General features: G+C 61.0%; 15 protein-coding genes. 14 read left to right on the forward strand and 1 reads right to left on the reverse strand.

What is annotated here, in order from left to right; translation table 11 throughout:
- Positions 1–43: 43 nt before the first annotated feature.
- The 14 genes from QMK47_RS06590 (at position 44) to ispD (ending at position 16,428) form a co-directional block, all read left to right on the forward strand.
- Positions 44–547: an OmpH family outer membrane protein gene (locus QMK47_RS06590; protein WP_003184901.1), complete on the forward strand. Its 504-nt coding sequence runs from the start codon at positions 44–46 to the stop codon at positions 545–547.
- Between the two features lie 3 nt (positions 548–550).
- A complete protein-coding gene (lpxD, locus tag QMK47_RS06595; RefSeq protein ID WP_258690436.1) occupies positions 551–1,606 on the forward strand; it encodes a UDP-3-O-(3-hydroxymyristoyl)glucosamine N-acyltransferase in 1,056 nt (351 codons plus the stop codon).
- A 105-nt stretch (positions 1,607–1,711) separates the two neighbouring features.
- The gene (gene fabZ / locus QMK47_RS06600; protein ID WP_003184897.1) at positions 1,712–2,152 is read left to right on the forward strand and encodes a 3-hydroxyacyl-ACP dehydratase FabZ; all 441 of its coding nucleotides are present in this window, start codon (positions 1,712–1,714) and stop codon (positions 2,150–2,152) included.
- Positions 2,149–2,925 (forward strand): acyl-ACP--UDP-N-acetylglucosamine O-acyltransferase, encoded by a 777-nt coding sequence (lpxA, locus tag QMK47_RS06605; RefSeq protein ID WP_003198252.1) that lies wholly within the window; start codon positions 2,149–2,151, stop codon positions 2,923–2,925. Before fabZ ends, lpxA begins: the two co-directional genes overlap by 4 nt.
- Before the next feature lie 2 nt (positions 2,926–2,927).
- Entirely contained in the window at positions 2,928–4,058 is a 1,131-nt protein-coding gene (gene lpxB, locus QMK47_RS06610; protein WP_320389971.1) for a lipid-A-disaccharide synthase, read from the forward strand.
- A complete protein-coding gene (rnhB, locus tag QMK47_RS06615; protein WP_057451690.1) occupies positions 4,055–4,699 on the forward strand; it encodes a ribonuclease HII in 645 nt (214 codons plus the stop codon). Before lpxB ends, rnhB begins: the two co-directional genes overlap by 4 nt.
- A gap of 196 nt (positions 4,700–4,895) precedes the next feature.
- Positions 4,896–8,417, forward strand: a complete 3,522-nt coding sequence (gene dnaE, locus QMK47_RS06620; protein WP_253471885.1) for a DNA polymerase III subunit alpha — start codon at positions 4,896–4,898, stop codon at positions 8,415–8,417.
- A gap of 149 nt (positions 8,418–8,566) precedes the next feature.
- The gene (locus QMK47_RS06625; protein WP_003198261.1) at positions 8,567–9,514 is read left to right on the forward strand and encodes an acetyl-CoA carboxylase carboxyltransferase subunit alpha; all 948 of its coding nucleotides are present in this window, start codon (positions 8,567–8,569) and stop codon (positions 9,512–9,514) included.
- Between the two features lie 134 nt (positions 9,515–9,648).
- On the forward strand, positions 9,649–10,977 hold the full coding sequence (gene tilS, locus QMK47_RS06630) for a tRNA lysidine(34) synthetase TilS (protein ID WP_320389972.1): 1,329 nt from the start codon (positions 9,649–9,651) through the stop codon (positions 10,975–10,977).
- Between the two features lie 274 nt (positions 10,978–11,251).
- Positions 11,252–12,883, forward strand: a complete 1,632-nt coding sequence (locus tag QMK47_RS06635) for a CTP synthase (protein WP_018603697.1) — start codon at positions 11,252–11,254, stop codon at positions 12,881–12,883.
- A 4-nt stretch (positions 12,884–12,887) separates the two neighbouring features.
- Entirely contained in the window at positions 12,888–13,733 is an 846-nt protein-coding gene (gene kdsA, locus QMK47_RS06640) for a 3-deoxy-8-phosphooctulonate synthase (protein WP_253471889.1), read from the forward strand.
- A gap of 252 nt (positions 13,734–13,985) precedes the next feature.
- Complete coding sequence (eno, locus tag QMK47_RS06645; protein ID WP_013692387.1) at positions 13,986–15,275, forward strand: phosphopyruvate hydratase; 1,290 nt, start codon at positions 13,986–13,988, stop codon at positions 15,273–15,275.
- A gap of 170 nt (positions 15,276–15,445) precedes the next feature.
- Complete coding sequence (gene ftsB, locus QMK47_RS06650; RefSeq protein ID WP_018603692.1) at positions 15,446–15,724, forward strand: cell division protein FtsB; 279 nt, start codon at positions 15,446–15,448, stop codon at positions 15,722–15,724.
- Positions 15,721–16,428 carry a 2-C-methyl-D-erythritol 4-phosphate cytidylyltransferase gene (gene ispD, locus QMK47_RS06655; RefSeq protein WP_214511547.1) on the forward strand — a complete coding sequence of 236 codons (708 nt, stop codon included), beginning with the start codon at positions 15,721–15,723 and terminating at the stop codon, positions 16,426–16,428. Before ftsB ends, ispD begins: the two co-directional genes overlap by 4 nt.
- Positions 16,429–16,581: 153 nt before the next feature.
- Here ispD and QMK47_RS06660 read toward each other — a convergent pair whose 3' ends face one another.
- The gene (locus QMK47_RS06660) at positions 16,582–17,478 is read right to left on the reverse strand and encodes a LysR substrate-binding domain-containing protein (RefSeq protein ID WP_214511548.1); all 897 of its coding nucleotides are present in this window, start codon (positions 17,476–17,478) and stop codon (positions 16,582–16,584) included.
- Positions 17,479–17,532 lie beyond the last annotated feature (54 nt).

The following is a 17,532-nucleotide window of genomic DNA, read 5'->3' on the forward strand; positions in this document are numbered from 1 at the left end:
GCCTGACCCATGACAACGACAATGGATTTTGTAGGAGTACATCGTGCGTAAGTTGACTCAATTGGTTCTCCTGGCGACCGTACTGGTCGCCGGTCCGGCTTTTGCCGACATGAAGATCGCCGTGCTGAATTATCAGATGGCCCTGCTGGAATCCGACGCGGCGAAGAAATACGCCGTGGATGCGGAGAAGAAATTCGGCCCGCAACTGACCAAGCTCAAGGGCCTGGAAAGCAGCGCCAAGGGCATTCAGGATCGTCTGGTAGCCGGTGGCGACAAGATGGCCCAGGGTGAGCGTGAGCGTCTGGAGCTTGAATTCAAGCAAAAGGCCCGGGACTTCCAGTTCCAGTCCAAGGAGCTGAACGAAGCGAAAGCTGTTGCCGACCGCGAAATGCTCAAGCAACTCAAGCCGAAACTCGACAGCGCCGTGGAAGAAGTCATCAAGAAAGGTGGTTTTGACCTGGTGTTCGAGCGTGGCGCAGTGATCGATGTCAAGCCTCAATATGACATCACGCGCCAGGTGATCGAGCGCATGAATCAGCTGAAGTAATCCATGACAGCGACTATCAAGCTCGGCCAGTTGGCCGAGTTCCTCGGCGCCACCCTGCGTGGCGACCCGGAGAAGGCAATTACTGGGCTAGCCACTTTGCAAGAGGCTGGCCCAGCTCAGTTGAGCTTTCTGGCAAATCCTCAGTACCGCAAGTACCTGGCCGACAGCCGGGCGGCCGCGCTGTTGCTCAAGGCCGCGGATGCCGATGGGTTTGCCGGCGATGCCCTGATCGTGCCCGATCCGTACCTGGCGTATGCCCGCATTTCCCATCTGTTCGATCCCAAGCCGAAATCGGCTGCCGGTATTCATCCCAGCGCAGTGATCGCGGCAGATGCTGTGGTTGATCCCACGGCCAGTGTCGGCCCATTCGTGGTCATCGAAAGCGCGGCCCGTATCGGTGCCGGCGTCACGCTGGGTGCCCATTGTGTCATTGGCGCACGCTGCGAGATCGGCGAAGGCGGCTGGCTGGCACCACGGGTCACCCTGTATCACGATGTGCGCATCGGCCAGCGGGTCGTGATTCAGTCCGGCGCAGTACTGGGCGGCGAAGGGTTCGGGTTTGCCAACGAGAAAGGCATCTGGCAGAAAATTGCCCAGATCGGCGGCGTCACCATTGGCGATGACGTGGAGATTGGCGTCAACACCGCGATCGACCGCGGCGCCCTGGCCGACACGGTCATCGGCAATGGCGTCAAGCTCGACAACCAGATCCAGATCGCCCACAACGTCCAGGTCGGTGACCACACCGCCATGGCCGCCTGCGTGGGCATCTCCGGCAGCACCAAGATCGGCAAGCACTGCATGCTCGCCGGTGGCGTGGGGCTGGTGGGCCATATCGATATCTGTGACAACGTGTTCCTGACCGGGATGACCATGGTGACCCACTCGATTACCGAGCCAGGTGCCTACTCTTCCGGTACGGCCATGCAGCCGGCAGCCGAATGGCGCAAGAGCGCGGCGCGTATCCGCCAGCTCGACGACATCGCGCGGCGCCTCAAGCAGGTGGAAAAGCGTGTAGGGGACGTGACCCCTGGCGGTAATGCTTCATCAGATGGCTGATACCATTTCCATATCAAGTGTGCACAGCCGTTAGGGCATCTTGATTTGCTAGCGGAGTGCGCGTCACTCGTGCGCTTCCAATCTTTACATAGGCTTCCCCCCGAAATGATGGACATCAACGAGATTCGCGAATACCTGCCTCACCGTTACCCGTTCCTGCTGGTGGATCGGGTGGTGGACCTGGACGTTGAAGGCAAGCGCATTCGCGCCTACAAGAATGTCAGCATCAACGAGCCGTTCTTCAATGGTCACTTCCCCGCGCATCCAATCATGCCGGGCGTATTGATCATCGAGGCGATGGCTCAGGCTGCCGGGATCCTTGGTTTCAAAATGCTCGACGTAAAGCCTGCCGACGGCACGCTCTATTACTTCGTTGGCTCCGACAAGCTGCGTTTCCGTCAGCCGGTCACTCCGGGCGATCAGTTGATCCTCGAAGCCAAGTTCATCAGTTGCAAGCGCCAGATCTGGAAATTCGAATGCCAGGCTTCGGTCGACGGCAAGCCAGTCTGCTCCGCTGAAATCATCTGTGCGGAACGCAAACTATGAGTTTGATTGACCCTCGCGCAATCATCGATCCGACGGCCGTTCTGGCCGCCGATGTCGAGGTCGGCCCGTGGTCGATTGTCGGCGCAGGTGTGGAAATCGGCGAGGGTACGGTGATCGGTCCCCACGTAATTCTCAAGGGACCGACCCGGATTGGTCGGCACAATCGCATCTACCAGTTTTCTTCGGTAGGCGAGGACACGCCCGATCTCAAGTACAAAGGTGAGGAAACCCGTCTGGTCATCGGCGATCACAACGTGATCCGCGAAGGCGTGACGATTCACCGTGGCACCGTTCAGGATCGTTCCGAAACGACCCTGGGCGACCACAACCTGATCATGGCCTATGCGCACATCGGCCATGACAGCGTCATTGGCAACCATTGCATCCTGGTCAACAACACCGCCCTGGCCGGCCATGTGCACGTGGACGATTGGGCGATCCTGTCCGGGTTCACCCTGGTGCACCAGTATTGCCATATCGGCGCCCACAGCTTCTCTGGCATGGGCACCGCCATCGGCAAGGACGTCCCGGCCTATGTCACGGTGTTCGGCAACCCGGCCGAAGCCCGCAGCATGAACTTCGAAGGCATGCGCCGTCGTGGGTTCAGCGAAGAGGCGATTACGGCGCTGCGTCGCGCCTACAAGGTCGTGTATCGCCAGGGCCTGACGGTCGAGCAGGCACTCGCCGAACTGGCCGAGGCTTCGGCGCAACACCCGGAAGTCGCGATCTTCCGCGATTCCATCCAGTCTTCGACCCGCGGCATCACTCGCTGACCATGGCTAATTTGCGTGTTGCACTGGTGGCGGGAGAGGCTTCCGGTGACATTCTGGGCGCCGGTCTGATGCGCGCGCTCAAGGCGCAGCATCCCGCTGTCGAATTCATTGGTGTTGGCGGGCCGTTGATGGAGGCCGAAGGCCTGACGTCCTATTTCCCGATGGAACGCCTGTCGGTGATGGGCCTGGTGGAAGTGCTCGGTCGCCTGCGCGAGCTGCTGGCCCGGCGCAAAAAGCTGATCCAGACCCTGATCGACGAAAAACCGGATGTGTTCATCGGCATCGATGCGCCGGATTTCACCCTCAATATCGAACTCAAATTGCGTCAGGCCGGTATCAAGACCGTGCATTACGTCAGCCCGTCGGTCTGGGCCTGGCGGCAGAAGCGGGTGCTGAAGATTCGCGAGGGTTGCGACCTGATGCTGACGCTGCTGCCGTTCGAAGCCCGGTTCTATGAAGAGAAGGGCGTGCCGGTGCGGTTTGTCGGGCACACCCTGGCCGATACCATTCCCCTGCAAGCCGACCGCGATGCGGCCCGCCAGGCGTTGGGCCTGCCCGAGGGACCGCTGGTGGCCTTGATGCCCGGCAGCCGGGGCGGCGAAGTGAGTCGCCTGGGCGGCCTGTTTTTCGACGCCGCCGAACGCCTTCGGGCGCTGCGCCCCGGTGTCCGTTTTGTCCTGCCGTGTGCCAGTGCGCCGCGTCGCGCCCAGTTGGAAGCGCTGCTGGTTGGCCGCGATTTGCCGGTGACGCTGCTTGACGGTCGTTCCCACGAAGCGTTGGCGGCCTGCGATGCCGTGTTGATTGCCTCCGGCACCGCTACCCTTGAGGCGCTGTTATATAAACGCCCGATGGTGGTCGCCTATCGCCTGGCGCCGCTGACATTCTGGATTCTCAAACGCATGGTCAAGAGCCCCTACGTGTCCTTGCCGAACCTGTTGGCCCAGCGCTTGCTGGTGCCGGAGCTGTTGCAGGACGAGGCGACCGCCGAGGCGCTGGCCACCACGCTGTCGCCCTTGATCGACAGCGGCGAGGAACAGACCCGAGGCTTTGACGAAATCCACCGTACCTTGCGTCGTGATGCTTCCAACCAGGCGGCTGACGCGGTACTGACCCTGATTGGCGCAAAACCATGAGTAACTCGAAGCTACAGATGGGCCTGGACTTCAACCTGGTCGCCGAAGTGGAAGAACTGGTGGCGGGTGTCGATGAAGTGGGGCGTGGCCCGTTGTGCGGCGCGGTGGTGACGGCGGCGGTGATTCTCGACCCGAAGCGGCCGATCCTGGGCCTCAACGATTCGAAGAAACTTACTGAAGCCCGTCGCGAAAAACTCTACGACGAGATCTGCGAGAAAGCCCTGAGCTGGTGCATCGCCCGGGCCGAAGTCGAAGAAATCGATGAACTCAATATCCTGCACGCCACCATGCTTGCCATGCAGCGTGCGGTGCAGGGCCTGCACATCACGCCGAAACTGGCGATGATCGATGGCAATCGCTGCCCGAAACTGTCGATGCGCGCCGAAGCGGTGATCCAGGGCGACGCCAAGGTGCCGGCCATCGCGGCGGCCTCGATCCTGGCGAAGGTCAGTCGCGACCGGGAAATGGCCGCCTTCGAATTGATTTACCCGGGCTATGGCATCGGCGGCCACAAGGGTTACCCGACCCCCGTTCATCTCGAAGCCCTGGCGCGCCTTGGGCCAACGCCGATCCATCGGCGTTCGTTCGCCCCGGTGCGGCTGGCTTATGAAGCGCGTGATGGCTTGATCGAAAGGATATAGCGAAAGCGTCGCAATGCCCTGCATGCCCTGTAGGAGCTGGCGAAGCCTGCGATCTTTTGATCCTGATCTTTCACTCTCGACTCAATCGGCAGTGGAAAGATCGCAGCCTCGCTTCGCTCGACAGCTCCTACATGTTTTACCCAAGGCCCGGTACAATCCGGGCCTTGTTGTTTTCATGACTTAACGCAGGATCACTATGCCGGCTTCATTCGTTCATCTACGCCTGCACACTGAATACTCCCTGGTCGACGGTCTGGTGCGGATCAAGCCCCTGGTCAAGACCCTGGTGGGCATGAACATGCCTGCCGTGGCGGTCACCGACCAGAACAACATGTGTTCGCTGGTCAAGTTCTACAAGGCCGCCATGGGCGCCGGGATCAAGCCGATCTGTGGCGCCGACCTGTGGCTGTCGAACAAGGACCCGGACGCGCCGCTGAGCCGTATCAGCCTGTTGGTGATGAACGCCCTGGGTTATCGCAACCTCACCGAGCTGATCTCCCGTGGTTTTATCGACGGCCAGCGCAACGGCTCGATCATCATCGAGCGCGAGTGGGTGGCCGAGGCCAGCGAAGGGCTGATCATGCTGTCGGCGGCCAAGGAAGGTGAAATCGGCCTGGCCCTGCTCAGTGGCAATCCCGAGGAAGCCGAGACCCTGGCCCGTGACTGGATGTCGGTGTTCCCGGATCGCTTCTACATCGAAGTGCAGCGCACCCATCGTCCCAATGATGAAGAACACCTGCATGCCGCCGTGGCCCTGGCCGACAAGATCGGCGCGCCGCTGGTGGCGACCAACGATGTGCGGTTCATCAAGCAGGACGACTTCGAAGCTCACGAAACCCGCGTCTGCATCGGTGAGGGCCGGGCCCTCGATGATCCGCGTCGGTCGAAGAACTACAGCAACCAGCAATACCTCAAGAGCGCCGAGGAAATGGCCGAGTTGTTCAGCGACCTGCCCGAGGCGCTGGAAAACACCGTCGAGATCGCCAAGCGCTGCAACATCGACGTGAAACTGGGCAAACACTTCCTGCCCAACTTCCCGATCCCCGATGGCATGACCATCGACGAGTATTTCCGCAAGGTGTCCTTCGACGGTCTTGAGGAGCGCCTCAGCGTCCTGCTGCCCAAGGACACCACCGAAGATTACGAAGCCAAGCGCCAGGTCTATGTCGACCGGTTGAATTTCGAGCTGGATATCATCATCCAGATGGGCTTTCCCGGTTACTTCCTGATCGTGATGGACTTTATCCAGTGGGCCAAGAGCAACGGCGTGCCGGTGGGGCCGGGCCGTGGGTCGGGTGCCGGGTCGCTGGTGGCCTATGTGCAGAAGATCACCGACCTCGACCCGCTGGAATATGACCTGCTGTTCGAACGTTTCCTCAACCCGGAACGGGTATCCATGCCCGACTTCGACGTCGACTTCTGCATGGACGGTCGCGACCGGGTGATCGACTACGTGGCCGAGAAATATGGCCGCAACGCCGTGAGCCAGATCATCACCTTCGGTTCCATGGCCGCCAAGGCGGTGGTGCGCGACGTGGCGCGGGTGCAGGGCAAGTCCTACGGTTTGGCGGATCGTCTGTCGAAGATGATTCCGTTCGAAGTCGGCATGACCCTGGAGAAGGCCTACGAGCAGGAAGAAATCCTGCGGGACTTCATCAAGGTCGACGAAGAAGCCGCCGAGATCTGGGAGATGGCCCGCAAGCTCGAAGGCGTGGTGCGTAACGTCGGCAAGCACGCCGGGGGCGTGGTGATCGCGCCGACCAAGCTGACTGACTTCTCGCCGATCTATTGCGACGAAGAGGGCGACGGCCTGGTGACCCAGTTCGACAAGGATGACGTCGAGGCGGCGGGCCTGGTGAAGTTCGACTTCCTCGGCCTGCGCACCCTGACGATCATCGACTGGGCGCTGAAAACCATCAACCGTGACCGGGCCAAGGTCGGCGAAGAGCCGCTGGACATTGCCTTCATCCCGCTGGATGACAAACCGACCTACAGCCTGCTGCAAAAAGCCGAAACCACGGCGGTGTTCCAGCTTGAATCCCGGGGCATGAAGGAGCTGATCAAAAAGCTCAAGCCCGACTGCCTGGAAGACCTGATCGCACTGGTGGCCCTGTTCCGTCCGGGCCCGTTGCAATCGGGCATGGTGGATGACTTCATCAACCGTAAGCACGGCCGCGCCGAGCTGGCGTACCCGCACTCGGACTATCAGTACGAAGGCTTGAAACCGGTGCTGGCGCCGACCTACGGCATCATCCTGTATCAGGAACAGGTGATGCAGATTGCCCAGGTCATGGCCGGTTATACCCTCGGCGGCGCGGACATGTTGCGTCGGGCGATGGGTAAGAAAAAGCCCGAGGAAATGGCCAAGCAGCGCGGCGGTTTCATTGAGGGTTGCGCCACCAACGGCATCGACCCTGACCTGGCCGGTAACATTTTCGACCTGGTGGAAAAGTTCGCCGGCTACGGCTTCAACAAATCCCACTCCGCCGCCTATGGCCTGGTGTCGTACCAGACCGCGTGGCTGAAGGCGCACTACCCGGCGCCGTTCATGGCCGCGGTACTGTCGGCGGATATGCACAACACCGACAAGGTCGTGACCTTGATCGAAGAAGTGCGGACCATGAAGCTGCGCCTCGACGCACCGGACGTGAACGCCTCGGAGTTCAAGTTCACGGTGAACGACGAAGGCCGCATCATTTACGGCCTGGGCGCGATCAAGGGTGTGGGCGAGGGGCCGGTGGAAGCCATCACCGAAGCGCGCCAGGACGGGCCGTTCAAGGACCTGTTCGATTTCTGCGCCCGGGTTGACCTCAAGCGCATCAACAAGCGCACCCTCGACGGTTTGATCCGCAGTGGTGCCCTGGACCGGCTGGGGCCTTACTTCCAGGATGAGCCCAAGGCCTACCAGGCCAACATCGACCGCAACCGCGCGGTGTTGCTGGCGGCGATGGAGGAGGCGATCAAGGCCGCCGAACAGACTGCCCGTACCCATGACAGTGGCCACGCCGACCTGTTTGGCGGGCTGTTCGTCGAAGAAGACGCCGATGTCTACGGCAACCATCGCAAGGCCAAGGAGTTGACCCTCAAGGAGCGCCTCAAGGGTGAGAAAGACACCCTGGGCCTGTACCTCACCGGCCACCCGATCGACGAATACGAAGGCGAGATCCGCCGCTTCGCCCGTCAGCGCATCATCGACCTCAAGCCGGCGCGCGATACGCAAACCGTCGCCGGCATGATCATCGCCCTGCGGGTGATGAAGAACAAAAAGGGCGACAAGATGGGCTTCATTACCCTCGACGACCGCTCCGGGCGCATCGAGGCCTCATTGTTCGCCGATGCGTTCCACTCGGCGCAGTCGCTGTTGCAGACCGACGCGATGGTGGTGGTGGAAGGCGAGGTCAGCAACGATGATTTTTCCGGTGGCCTGCGACTGCGGGTCAAGCGGGTGATGAGCATGGAAGATGCCCGTACCAACCTGGCCGAAAGTCTGCGCTTGAAGTTGCAGACCCAGGATCTCAAGGGCGATCAGCTACGCTGGTTGGGCGAATTGTTCAAGCGCCATCGCGGTGCTTGCCCGATCACCATGGAGTACGTACGCCCCGACGCCAAGGCTGTGTTGCAGTTCGGCGAAGGCTGGCGGATCGATCCGGCGGATGCGTTGATTCAAGCCTTGCGTGACCAGTTCGGCAAAGACAACGTCTTCCTCCAATACCGTTGACGGCCAGGGGCCATTCTTGAAACCGGAATACCCCTGATCTCGACCCGATTTTTTAATCTCGACCTGAACGCGCCTCTCCCTTAAGGTAGGCGCGAATAGACAACCGGCCGGCCCAAGCTCTCTTGGACGTCGACCCAAGACGGACGCCTATGAACCCGAATTTTCTAGATTTCGAACAGCCGATCGCCGACCTGCAAGCCAAGATCGAAGAGTTGCGCTTGGTCGGTAATGACAATTCGCTGAATATCGGCGATGAAATCTCTCGTCTGCAAGACAAAAGCCGCACGCTGACCGAAGACATCTTCGGCAAGCTGACCAGCTGGCAGATCGCCCGCCTGGCGCGTCATCCACGTCGTCCCTATACCCTGGACTACATCGACCACATCTTCACCGAGTTCGATGAGCTGCATGGCGACCGTCACTTCTCCGACGACGCCGCGATCGTCGGCGGTGTCGCCCGTCTGGACGACCAGCCGGTGATGGTTATCGGCCATCAGAAAGGCCGCGAAGTGCGCGAGAAGGTGCGCCGCAACTTCGGCATGCCGCGTCCGGAAGGCTACCGCAAGGCCTGCCGCCTGATGGAAATGGCCGAGCGCTTCAAGATGCCGATCCTGACCTTCATCGACACGCCGGGTGCCTACCCGGGCATCGACGCCGAAGAGCGCAACCAGAGCGAAGCGATTGCCTGGAACCTGCGCGTCATGGCGCGCCTGAAAACCCCGATCATCGCCACTGTAATTGGCGAAGGTGGTTCCGGCGGTGCACTGGCCATCGGTGTCTGCGACCAGTTGAACATGCTGCAATATTCCACCTATGCGGTGATCTCGCCGGAAGGCTGCGCCTCGATCCTGTGGAAAACCGCCGAGAAGGCGCCGGATGCTGCTGAGGCCATGGGCATCACCGCCGAGCGTCTCAAAGGCCTGGGTATCGTCGACAAAGTGATCAACGAGCCAGTCGGCGGCGCTCACCGCGATCCGGCTGCAGCGGCGGCACTGATTCGCGCCGAGCTGAGCTCGCAACTGTCGATGCTCAAGAAGTTCGACAACGAAGCGCTGCTGGCTCGTCGCTACGAGCGGTTGATGAGCTACGGCCTCTGATTCAAGCGCTGTACCCCTGTGTGGGAGCGAGCTTGCTCGCGATGACGGGTTAACATTCAACCGATAAGTTGAGTGATACACCGCTATCGCGAGCAAGCTCGCTCCCACATTTGATTTGTGTGAAGGCAGTTGCGATGAATCAGCCCACGATTGATCTGCCAACCCGGCTCCTCAAGCACATGCTCCCCTGGCGCAACGCCGCCACCTGGCGCATCGCCTTCTCCGGCGGCCTCGACTCCACCGTTCTGCTGCACCTGCTCGTAACTCTTTCGCAACGCCAACCTTTGCCCGCGCTGAGCGCTATCCATGTGCATCACGGCCTCCAGGCTGTGGCCGAGGCGTGGCCGGACCATTGCCGTTCGGTCTGTGCGGCCCTGGGCGTGCCGCTGGACGTGGTGACTGTGAAAGTGCGCGCTGGTGCCAGTGTCGAGCGCGCTGCGCGGGAAGCGCGTTACGCGGCCTTTGTCGCGGCGATCCACAGCCATGAAGTGCTGCTTACCGCCCAGCATCGAGATGACCAGGCTGAAACCCTGCTGTTTCGCCTGCTAAGGGGCGCGGGGGTGAAGGGCTTGGCGGCGATGCCGTCGCAGCGTCCTTTGGGCCAAGGGCATTTGCTGCGGCCCTTGCTCGATGTGTCCCGGGTGGAGCTGGAAGCCTATGCGAGGCAGCACGGCTTGAGCTGGATCGACGATCCGTCCAACGACGACCATCGATACGCGCGCAATTACCTGCGCCAGCGAATTTTTCCAGTGTTGGCCGAGCAATGGCCCCAAGCTTCGACGACCCTGGCGCGCAGCGCCGCGCACATGGGTGAAGCCCAAGGCTTGCTGGACGATTTGGCGCAAATTGACCTGGCCCAGGCCGCGACCCCAGGCGCGTTCGACTGGCTCGGGTTGCAATCACTGGCGCTGGCGCCTTTGCGGGCGTTGTCGCCGGCCCGTCAGCGCAACGCCTTGAGCCACTGGCTGGCACCGATGACCCTGCTGCCCGACACCGATCACTGGTCGGGCTGGGACTCGTTGCGCGATGCCGCCGACGATGCCCGGCCGATCTGGCGACTGGCCGGTGGCGAGCTGCACCGGGCCGCCGGGCGGGTCTGGTGGTTATCCGACCACTGGCTATGTTCGCTGCCAGGCACCGTCGACTGGGCCGATCCGGCGGTTGCACTGCGCTTGCCGGGCAATGGTCGGGTGGTGCTCAGTGGCACGCCGCCTGTGGGGCCGCTCAGCGTGCGCTATCGTCAAGGCGGCGAGGTGATGGCGTTAGCAGGTCGTGGTCACCGTGACCTCAAGCGTTTGCTCAATGAAAAGGCCGTGCCGGCGTTCGTTCGCGGCCGATTGCCGCTGCTCTATCAGGGCGAGCAATTGCTGGCGGTGGCCAACCTGGCCGGGCTCGATGCACAGGCTGATGGCAGTTGGCAATTGATCTGGACGCCAGGAAGCCAAGATCTGGGTTTGAGCTGAAAGGGGCTTTCCGGTAGACTACGCTCCCTTCTTGATACAACTTCTGTGGATTCGCCTGAATTGCAGGAGTTGCCGATTACCAAGCAGTCTTTGCTGGGCGATTCCAAAAAATGTGTAGCGAGCAACGTACCGGTGATTTCACTTCCGGTCTGTCCCAACGCGGCGGTTTTTTTGAAAGGTGCACTGTGATTAATGCAGGTGATCGGGGGCTTCGGCCTTCCTTCGCTTTCCCCGGCGGCTCGGACCGCTTTAACGCAGACTTCTAGGGTTTTTCATGACGCGCTACATATTCGTCACGGGCGGTGTTGTTTCTTCATTGGGGAAAGGCATTGCCTCGGCTTCATTGGCGGCCATCCTGGAGGCGCGGGGACTTAAGGTCACCATGCTCAAGCTGGACCCGTACATCAACGTTGACCCGGGCACCATGAGCCCGTTCCAGCACGGTGAAGTGTTCGTCACCCACGACGGCGCCGAGACCGACCTGGACCTGGGCCACTACGAGCGGTTCATCCGCACGACCATGACCCAGAACAACAACTTCACCACCGGCCGTGTCTACGAACACGTGCTGCGCAAGGAGCGTCGTGGTGACTACCTGGGCGCGACCATCCAGGTCATCCCGCACATCACCGACGAAATCAAGCGCCGCATCATCAAGGGTGCTGGCGATGCCGACGTGGCGATGGTCGAAATCGGCGGCACCGTGGGCGACATCGAGTCCCAGCCGTTCCTCGAGGCCATCCGCCAGTTGCGTTTCGAAATCGGCGCCAAGCGCGCGATGCTGATGCACCTGACACTGGTGCCGTACATCGCCACCGCCGGCGAAACCAAGACCAAGCCGACCCAGCACTCGGTCAAGGAACTGCGTTCCATCGGCCTGCAGCCAGACGTGCTGATCTGCCGCTCCGATCACCCGATCGACATCTCGTCGCGTCGCAAGATCGCCCAGTTCACCAACGTTGAAGAGCGCGCGGTCATCGGCCTGGAAGACGCCGACACCATCTACAAGATCCCTGGCATCCTGCACTCCCAGGGCCTGGACGACTTCGTCGTCGAGCGCTTCGGCCTGCAATGCGCCAGTGCCGATCTGTCCGAGTGGGAAGCCGTGGTCGATGCCAAGCTCAACCCGGAGCACGAAGTCACCATCGCCATGGTCGGCAAGTACATGGAGCTGCTGGACGCCTACAAGTCGCTGATCGAGGCGATGAGTCACGCCGGCATCAGCAACCGTACCAAGGTCAACCTGCGCTACATCGATTCCGAAGACATCGAGAACCAGGGCACCGGCCTGCTCGAAGGCGCCGATGCGATCCTCGTGCCGGGCGGTTTCGGCCTGCGGGGCGTGGAAGGCAAGATCACTGCCGTGCAATACGCTCGCGAAAACAAGGTGCCTTACCTGGGTATCTGCCTGGGCATGCAAGTGGCGGTCATCGAGTTCGCCCGTAACGTGCTGGGCTGGAAAGACGCCAACTCCACCGAGTTCGATCGCGCCAGCGGCCATCCCGTCGTGGGCCTGATCACCGAGTGGGAAGACGCCACCGGTGCCGTGGAAGTGCGTACCGAAAGCTCGGACCTGGGCGGCACGATGCGTCTCGGTGCCCAGGATTGCCTGCTGGAAGCCGGCTCCAAGGTGCACGATTGCTACGCCAAGGATGTGATCGTCGAGCGTCACCGTCATCGCTACGAAGTGAACAACAACCTGTTGCCGCAGTTGATCGAAGCCGGCCTGAAAATCTCCGGTCGTTCCGGTGACGGCGCGCTGGTCGAAGTGGTCGAGGCCCCGGATCACCCATGGTTCGTCGCCTGCCAGTTCCACCCCGAGTTCACCTCGACGCCACGGGACGGTCATCCGTTGTTCAGCGGTTTCGTGAAAGCCGCTTTGGCTCAACACCAGAAAAAGGCATAAGACGATGGCCCAGAAGATCATTCGCGTCGGCGACATCGAGGTTGCCAACGACAAGCCCATGGTGCTGTTTGGCGGCATGAACGTGCTGGAAAGCCGCGACATGGCGATGCAGATCTGCGAAGAGTACGTGAAGGTCACCCAGAAACTGGGTATCCCTTACGTGTTCAAGGCCAGCTTCGACAAGGCCAACCGTTCGTCCGTGACGTCCTACCGTGGCCCAGGCCTGGAAGAAGGCATGCGGATCTTCCAGGACATCAAGCAAGCCTTTGGCGTGCCGATCATCACCGACGTCCACGAGCCGGTCCAGGCCGCGGTCGCCGCCGAGGTCTGCGACGTCATCCAGTTGCCGGCCTTCCTGTCGCGCCAGACCGACCTGGTGGTCGCGATGGCCAAGACCGGCGCGGTGATCAATATCAAGAAGGCCCAGTTCCTCGCGCCCCAGGAAATGAAACACATCCTGAGCAAGTGCGAAGAGGCCGGCAATGACCAGTTGATCCTCTGCGAGCGTGGTTCGAGCTTCGGCTACAACAACCTGGTGGTGGACATGCTCGGCTTCGGCATCATGAAGCAGTTTGAGTACCCGGTGCTCTTCGACGTGACGCATGCCTTGCAGATGCCTGGCGGTCGTTCCGACTCCGCTGGCGGTCGTCGCGCCCAGGTCACTGATCTGGCCAAGGCGGGCATGAGCCAGTCCCTGGCCGGTCTGTTCCTCGAGGCCCACCCCGATCCAGACAACGCCAAGTGCGATGGTCCTTGTGCCTTGCGTTTGAACAAGCTGGAACCCTTCCTGTCTCAGCTCAAGGCGTTGGACGAGCTGGTCAAGAGTTTTCCGACGATAGAAACCGCGTAACGCGGTTTTCTCCGGTAAAGTACCGCTCGATTATCGCTCTGGCCTGCTGGCCGCACTGCTCTTGTGGGAGCATGGCTTGCCAGCGATGGCGTCCGTGAGGTCCCCATCGCCGGTAGTTCGTGCTCTTGTGGCGAGGGAGCTTGCTCCCGCTGGAGTGCGAAGCGCTCCCATTCGGTCTGTTTTGGCTGAATCGCCGCTGAGGGTGAGCAAGTTTTCTGCAACGTTCTAGTCAACTTTGGAGTGTTTACAACAATGGCAAAAATCGTCGACATCAAAGGTCGTGAAGTTCTCGACTCCCGTGGCAACCCCACTGTTGAAGCGGACGTGCTTCTCGACAACGGTATCATCGGCAGCGCCTGCGCGCCGTCCGGTGCTTCCACTGGCTCGCGCGAAGCGCTGGAGCTGCGTGATGGCGACAAGAGCCGTTACCTGGGCAAGGGCGTGCTCAAAGCCGTCGCCAACATCAACGGTCCGATCCGTGAGCTGTTGCTGGGCAAGGATCCTGCCGACCAGAAAGCCCTCGATCACGCGATGATCAAGCTCGACGGTACCGAAAACAAAGCCACCCTGGGCGCCAACGCGATCCTCGCCGTGTCCCTGGCCGCTGCCAAGGCCGCTGCCCAGGACCAGGACCTGCCGCTGTACGCCCACATCGCCAACCTCAACGGTACCCCGGGTGTCTACTCGATGCCGGTGCCGATGATGAACATCATCAACGGCGGCGAGCATGCCGATAACAACGTCGACATCCAGGAATTCATGGTGCAACCGGTTGGCGCCAAGACCTTCTCCGAAGGCCTGCGCATGGGCACCGAGATTTTCCATCACCTCAAGGCTGTGCTCAAAGCCCGTGGCCTGAGCACCGCGGTTGGCGACGAAGGCGGTTTCGCACCGAACCTGGCGTCCAACGAAGACGCGCTGAAAGTGATCTCCGAAGCCGTGGCCAACGCTGGCTACAAGCTGGGCACCGACGTGACCCTGGCCTTGGACTGCGCCGCCAGTGAATTCTACGAAGACGGCAAGTACAACCTGTCCGGCGAAGGCCAGGTGTTCACCGCCGAAGGTTTCGCCGACTACCTCAAGGGCCTGACCGAACGCTATCCGATCATCTCCATCGAAGACGGCCTGGACGAGTCCGACTGGGCTGGCTGGAAAATCCTCACCGACAAGATCGGCGAGAAAACCCAGCTGGTGGGTGACGACCTGTTCGTGACCAACACCAAGATCCTGAAAGAAGGCATCGACAAGAAGATCGCCAACTCGATCCTGATCAAGTTCAACCAGATCGGCACCCTGACCGAAACCCTGGAAGCCATCCAGATGGCCAAGGCTGCCGGCTACACCGCCGTGATCTCCCACCGTTCCGGTGAAACCGAAGACTCGACCATTGCCGACCTGGCCGTGGGCACTGCGGCAGGCCAGATCAAGACCGGTTCGCTGTGCCGTTCCGACCGCGTTTCCAAGTACAACCAATTGCTGCGTATCGAAGAGCAATTGAATGGCAAGGCCAAGTACAACGGTCGTGCCGAGTTTCGCGGTTAAGCGGTAAATGGTAAAAAGACAGCGGATCAGGTCGCAAAAGTCGCCATGGCGACGGTTTTGCCTCTAATCTGATGCCTTATCAAGCACAAGCCTGGGTTTTCCAGGCTTCGTGCTATCAGACGCTTCAAAGTTTGGCATGGCGGTCTTTTTTCACTGGATACTGATATTCGATGCGCAGTCCCAATTGGTTGTTTCTTGTCTTGCTCCTGTTGCTGGCCGGCCTGCAGTACCGCCTGTGGGTGGGTAATGGCAGCTTTGCGCAAGTGGCCGACCTGACTCAGCAAATTGCCGACCAACACGCCGAAAACGAGGCGCTGCTGGAGCGTAATCGGGTGATGGACGCTGAAGTGACAGAGCTGAAAAAAGGCATGGAGACCGTTGAAGAGCGGGCTCGACATGAACTGGGCATGGTCAAGGAGGGCGAAACCCTCTACCAGTTGGCCCAATGAGTATTCGTTTGCCGGCCTTCTGGGCCGTGATTCCTGCCGCGGGCGTTGGCGCTCGTATGGCCGCGGACCGTCCCAAGCAATACCTGCAACTGGGCGGACGCACAATTCTTGAACACAGCCTCGGCTGTTTCCTCGACCATCCCACCGTCAAGGGCGTGGTGGTCAGCCTTGCACACGATGATCCCTACTGGCCGACCCTGGCCTGCGCCAGCGACACACGCATCCAGCGCGTCGACGGTGGCGAGCAACGTTCGGATTCAGTGCTCAATGCCTTGCTGCACCTGCACGAGCAGGGCGCCGACGATCACGACTGGGTGCTGGTGCACGACGCCGCCCGGCCCAACCTGGCTCGGGACGACCTGGACACACTGCTCAGCGAGTTGGCGACCGATCCGGTCGGCGGCCTGCTGGCTGTCCCGGCGCGCGACACCCTCAAGCGCGTCGACAAACACGGCCGCGTGCTGGAGACCGTTGATCGCAGCGTGATCTGGCAAGCCTACACGCCACAGATGTTCCGCCTCGGCGCCTTGCATCGGGCCCTGGCTGACAGCCTGGTGGCGGATGCGCTGATTACCGATGAAGCGTCCGCCATGGAATGGGCGGGGCAGGCGCCACGGCTGATCGAAGGGCGAGCCGATAACATCAAGGTCACCCGGCCGGAAGACCTGGAGTGGTTGCGCCAGCGCTGGGCGAATCGGCATTAAGTCGGATCTGTTTCCTCGTTAGATCGGCATCGTCCGGGCCGGCGCCATCGCGAGCAAGCTCGCTCCCACAGTGGATTGGTGTGAACACTTGACCAACCCTGTGGGAGCGAGCTTGCTCGCGATGGCGTCACCCCAGACGACAAAAAACCACTGTCATCCCCGATACTCCGGCCGTCCAGCCAACCCTTCCTTCAAATAATCCACCAGCTTGCGCACCTTCGGCGACAGGTGTCGCTGCTGCGGGTACAACGCCCATACCGCTGTATTCGGCGGCTGATGAGCTTCCAGCAGCGAGATCAATGCACCGCTGTGCAAATGCTCCAGCACGTAATAATCCGGCAGTTGGCACAACCCCACCCCTTGCAACGCCGCGTCGAGCACTGCTTGCCCACTGTTGCAGCGCCAGTTTCCCTGCACCCGCTGGGAAAATTCCCGCCCGTTCTGCTCCAGCTGCCAGATGTCGGAGCTGCCGATCAGGCAATTGTGGCGGCTCAGTTCCGACAAGCTATGTGGCCGCCCGTAGCGTTCCAGGTAAGAGGGTGAAGCGCACAGGTACATGCGTCGCGGTGCCAGGCGCGTGGCGACCAGGCGAGAGTCCTGCAAGCGACCCAGGCGAATCGCCAGGTCGAGGCCTTCGTGCACCAGGTCCAGAGGGCGGTTGCTCAGCTCGATGTCTATCCGCAACTGCGGGTACAGCCCCATGAACCGCGTGACCAGGGGCACGATAAACCGTTCGCCATAGGCCACGGCACAGGTCATGCGCAGCATGCCCTTGGGTTCGCTGGTGAGATCGCCCACCGCTCGCAGTGCTTCCTCGCGCCCGTCCTGCAGGCGTTGGCAATGCTGCAAAAACGTCTGGCCGGCCTCGGTCAGGGTGACCCGACGGGTACTGCGGTAGAGCAAGCGTGTCTGCAAACGCTCTTCCAGCCGTACGATTTGCCGGCTGATGTGGGAGGAAGAAACCCCAAGACGCTCGGCGGCGGCAGTGAATTGACTGCATTCGGCCACGGCGACGAACTCGTCGATCCCTTCCCAGCGGTTATCGGACATGAAGGATTATCCCTGTACGGCAATAATGTTTTGCTTTTGGCTGGATTATTCATC

It is taken from the genome of Pseudomonas sp. P9_35 (genome assembly GCF_034008205.1).
Classification (GTDB): Bacteria; Pseudomonadota; Gammaproteobacteria; order Pseudomonadales; family Pseudomonadaceae; genus Aquipseudomonas; species Aquipseudomonas kilonensis.

Bases quoted from the DNA above. Each gene is read 5' to 3' on its own strand.
- lpxD (WP_258690436.1), top strand. From the start codon at position 551: ATGACAGCGACTATCAAGCTCGGCCAGTTGGCCGAGTTCCTCGGCGCC.
- fabZ (WP_003184897.1), top strand. From the start codon at position 1,712: ATGATGGACATCAACGAGATTCGCGAATACCTGCCTCACCGTTACCCG.
- lpxA (WP_003198252.1), top strand. From the start codon at position 2,149: ATGAGTTTGATTGACCCTCGCGCAATCATCGATCCGACGGCCGTTCTG.
- lpxB (WP_320389971.1), top strand. From the start codon at position 2,928: ATGGCTAATTTGCGTGTTGCACTGGTGGCGGGAGAGGCTTCCGGTGAC.
- rnhB (WP_057451690.1), top strand. From the start codon at position 4,055: ATGAGTAACTCGAAGCTACAGATGGGCCTGGACTTCAACCTGGTCGCC.
- dnaE (WP_253471885.1), top strand. From the start codon at position 4,896: ATGCCGGCTTCATTCGTTCATCTACGCCTGCACACTGAATACTCCCTG.
- QMK47_RS06625 (WP_003198261.1), top strand. From the start codon at position 8,567: ATGAACCCGAATTTTCTAGATTTCGAACAGCCGATCGCCGACCTGCAA.
- tilS (WP_320389972.1), top strand. From the start codon at position 9,649: ATGAATCAGCCCACGATTGATCTGCCAACCCGGCTCCTCAAGCACATG.
- QMK47_RS06635 (WP_018603697.1), top strand. From the start codon at position 11,252: ATGACGCGCTACATATTCGTCACGGGCGGTGTTGTTTCTTCATTGGGG.
- kdsA (WP_253471889.1), top strand. From the start codon at position 12,888: ATGGCCCAGAAGATCATTCGCGTCGGCGACATCGAGGTTGCCAACGAC.
- eno (WP_013692387.1), top strand. From the start codon at position 13,986: ATGGCAAAAATCGTCGACATCAAAGGTCGTGAAGTTCTCGACTCCCGT.
- ftsB (WP_018603692.1), top strand. From the start codon at position 15,446: ATGCGCAGTCCCAATTGGTTGTTTCTTGTCTTGCTCCTGTTGCTGGCC.
- ispD (WP_214511547.1), top strand. From the start codon at position 15,721: ATGAGTATTCGTTTGCCGGCCTTCTGGGCCGTGATTCCTGCCGCGGGC.
- QMK47_RS06660 (WP_214511548.1), bottom strand. From the start codon at position 17,478: ATGTCCGATAACCGCTGGGAAGGGATCGACGAGTTCGTCGCCGTGGCC.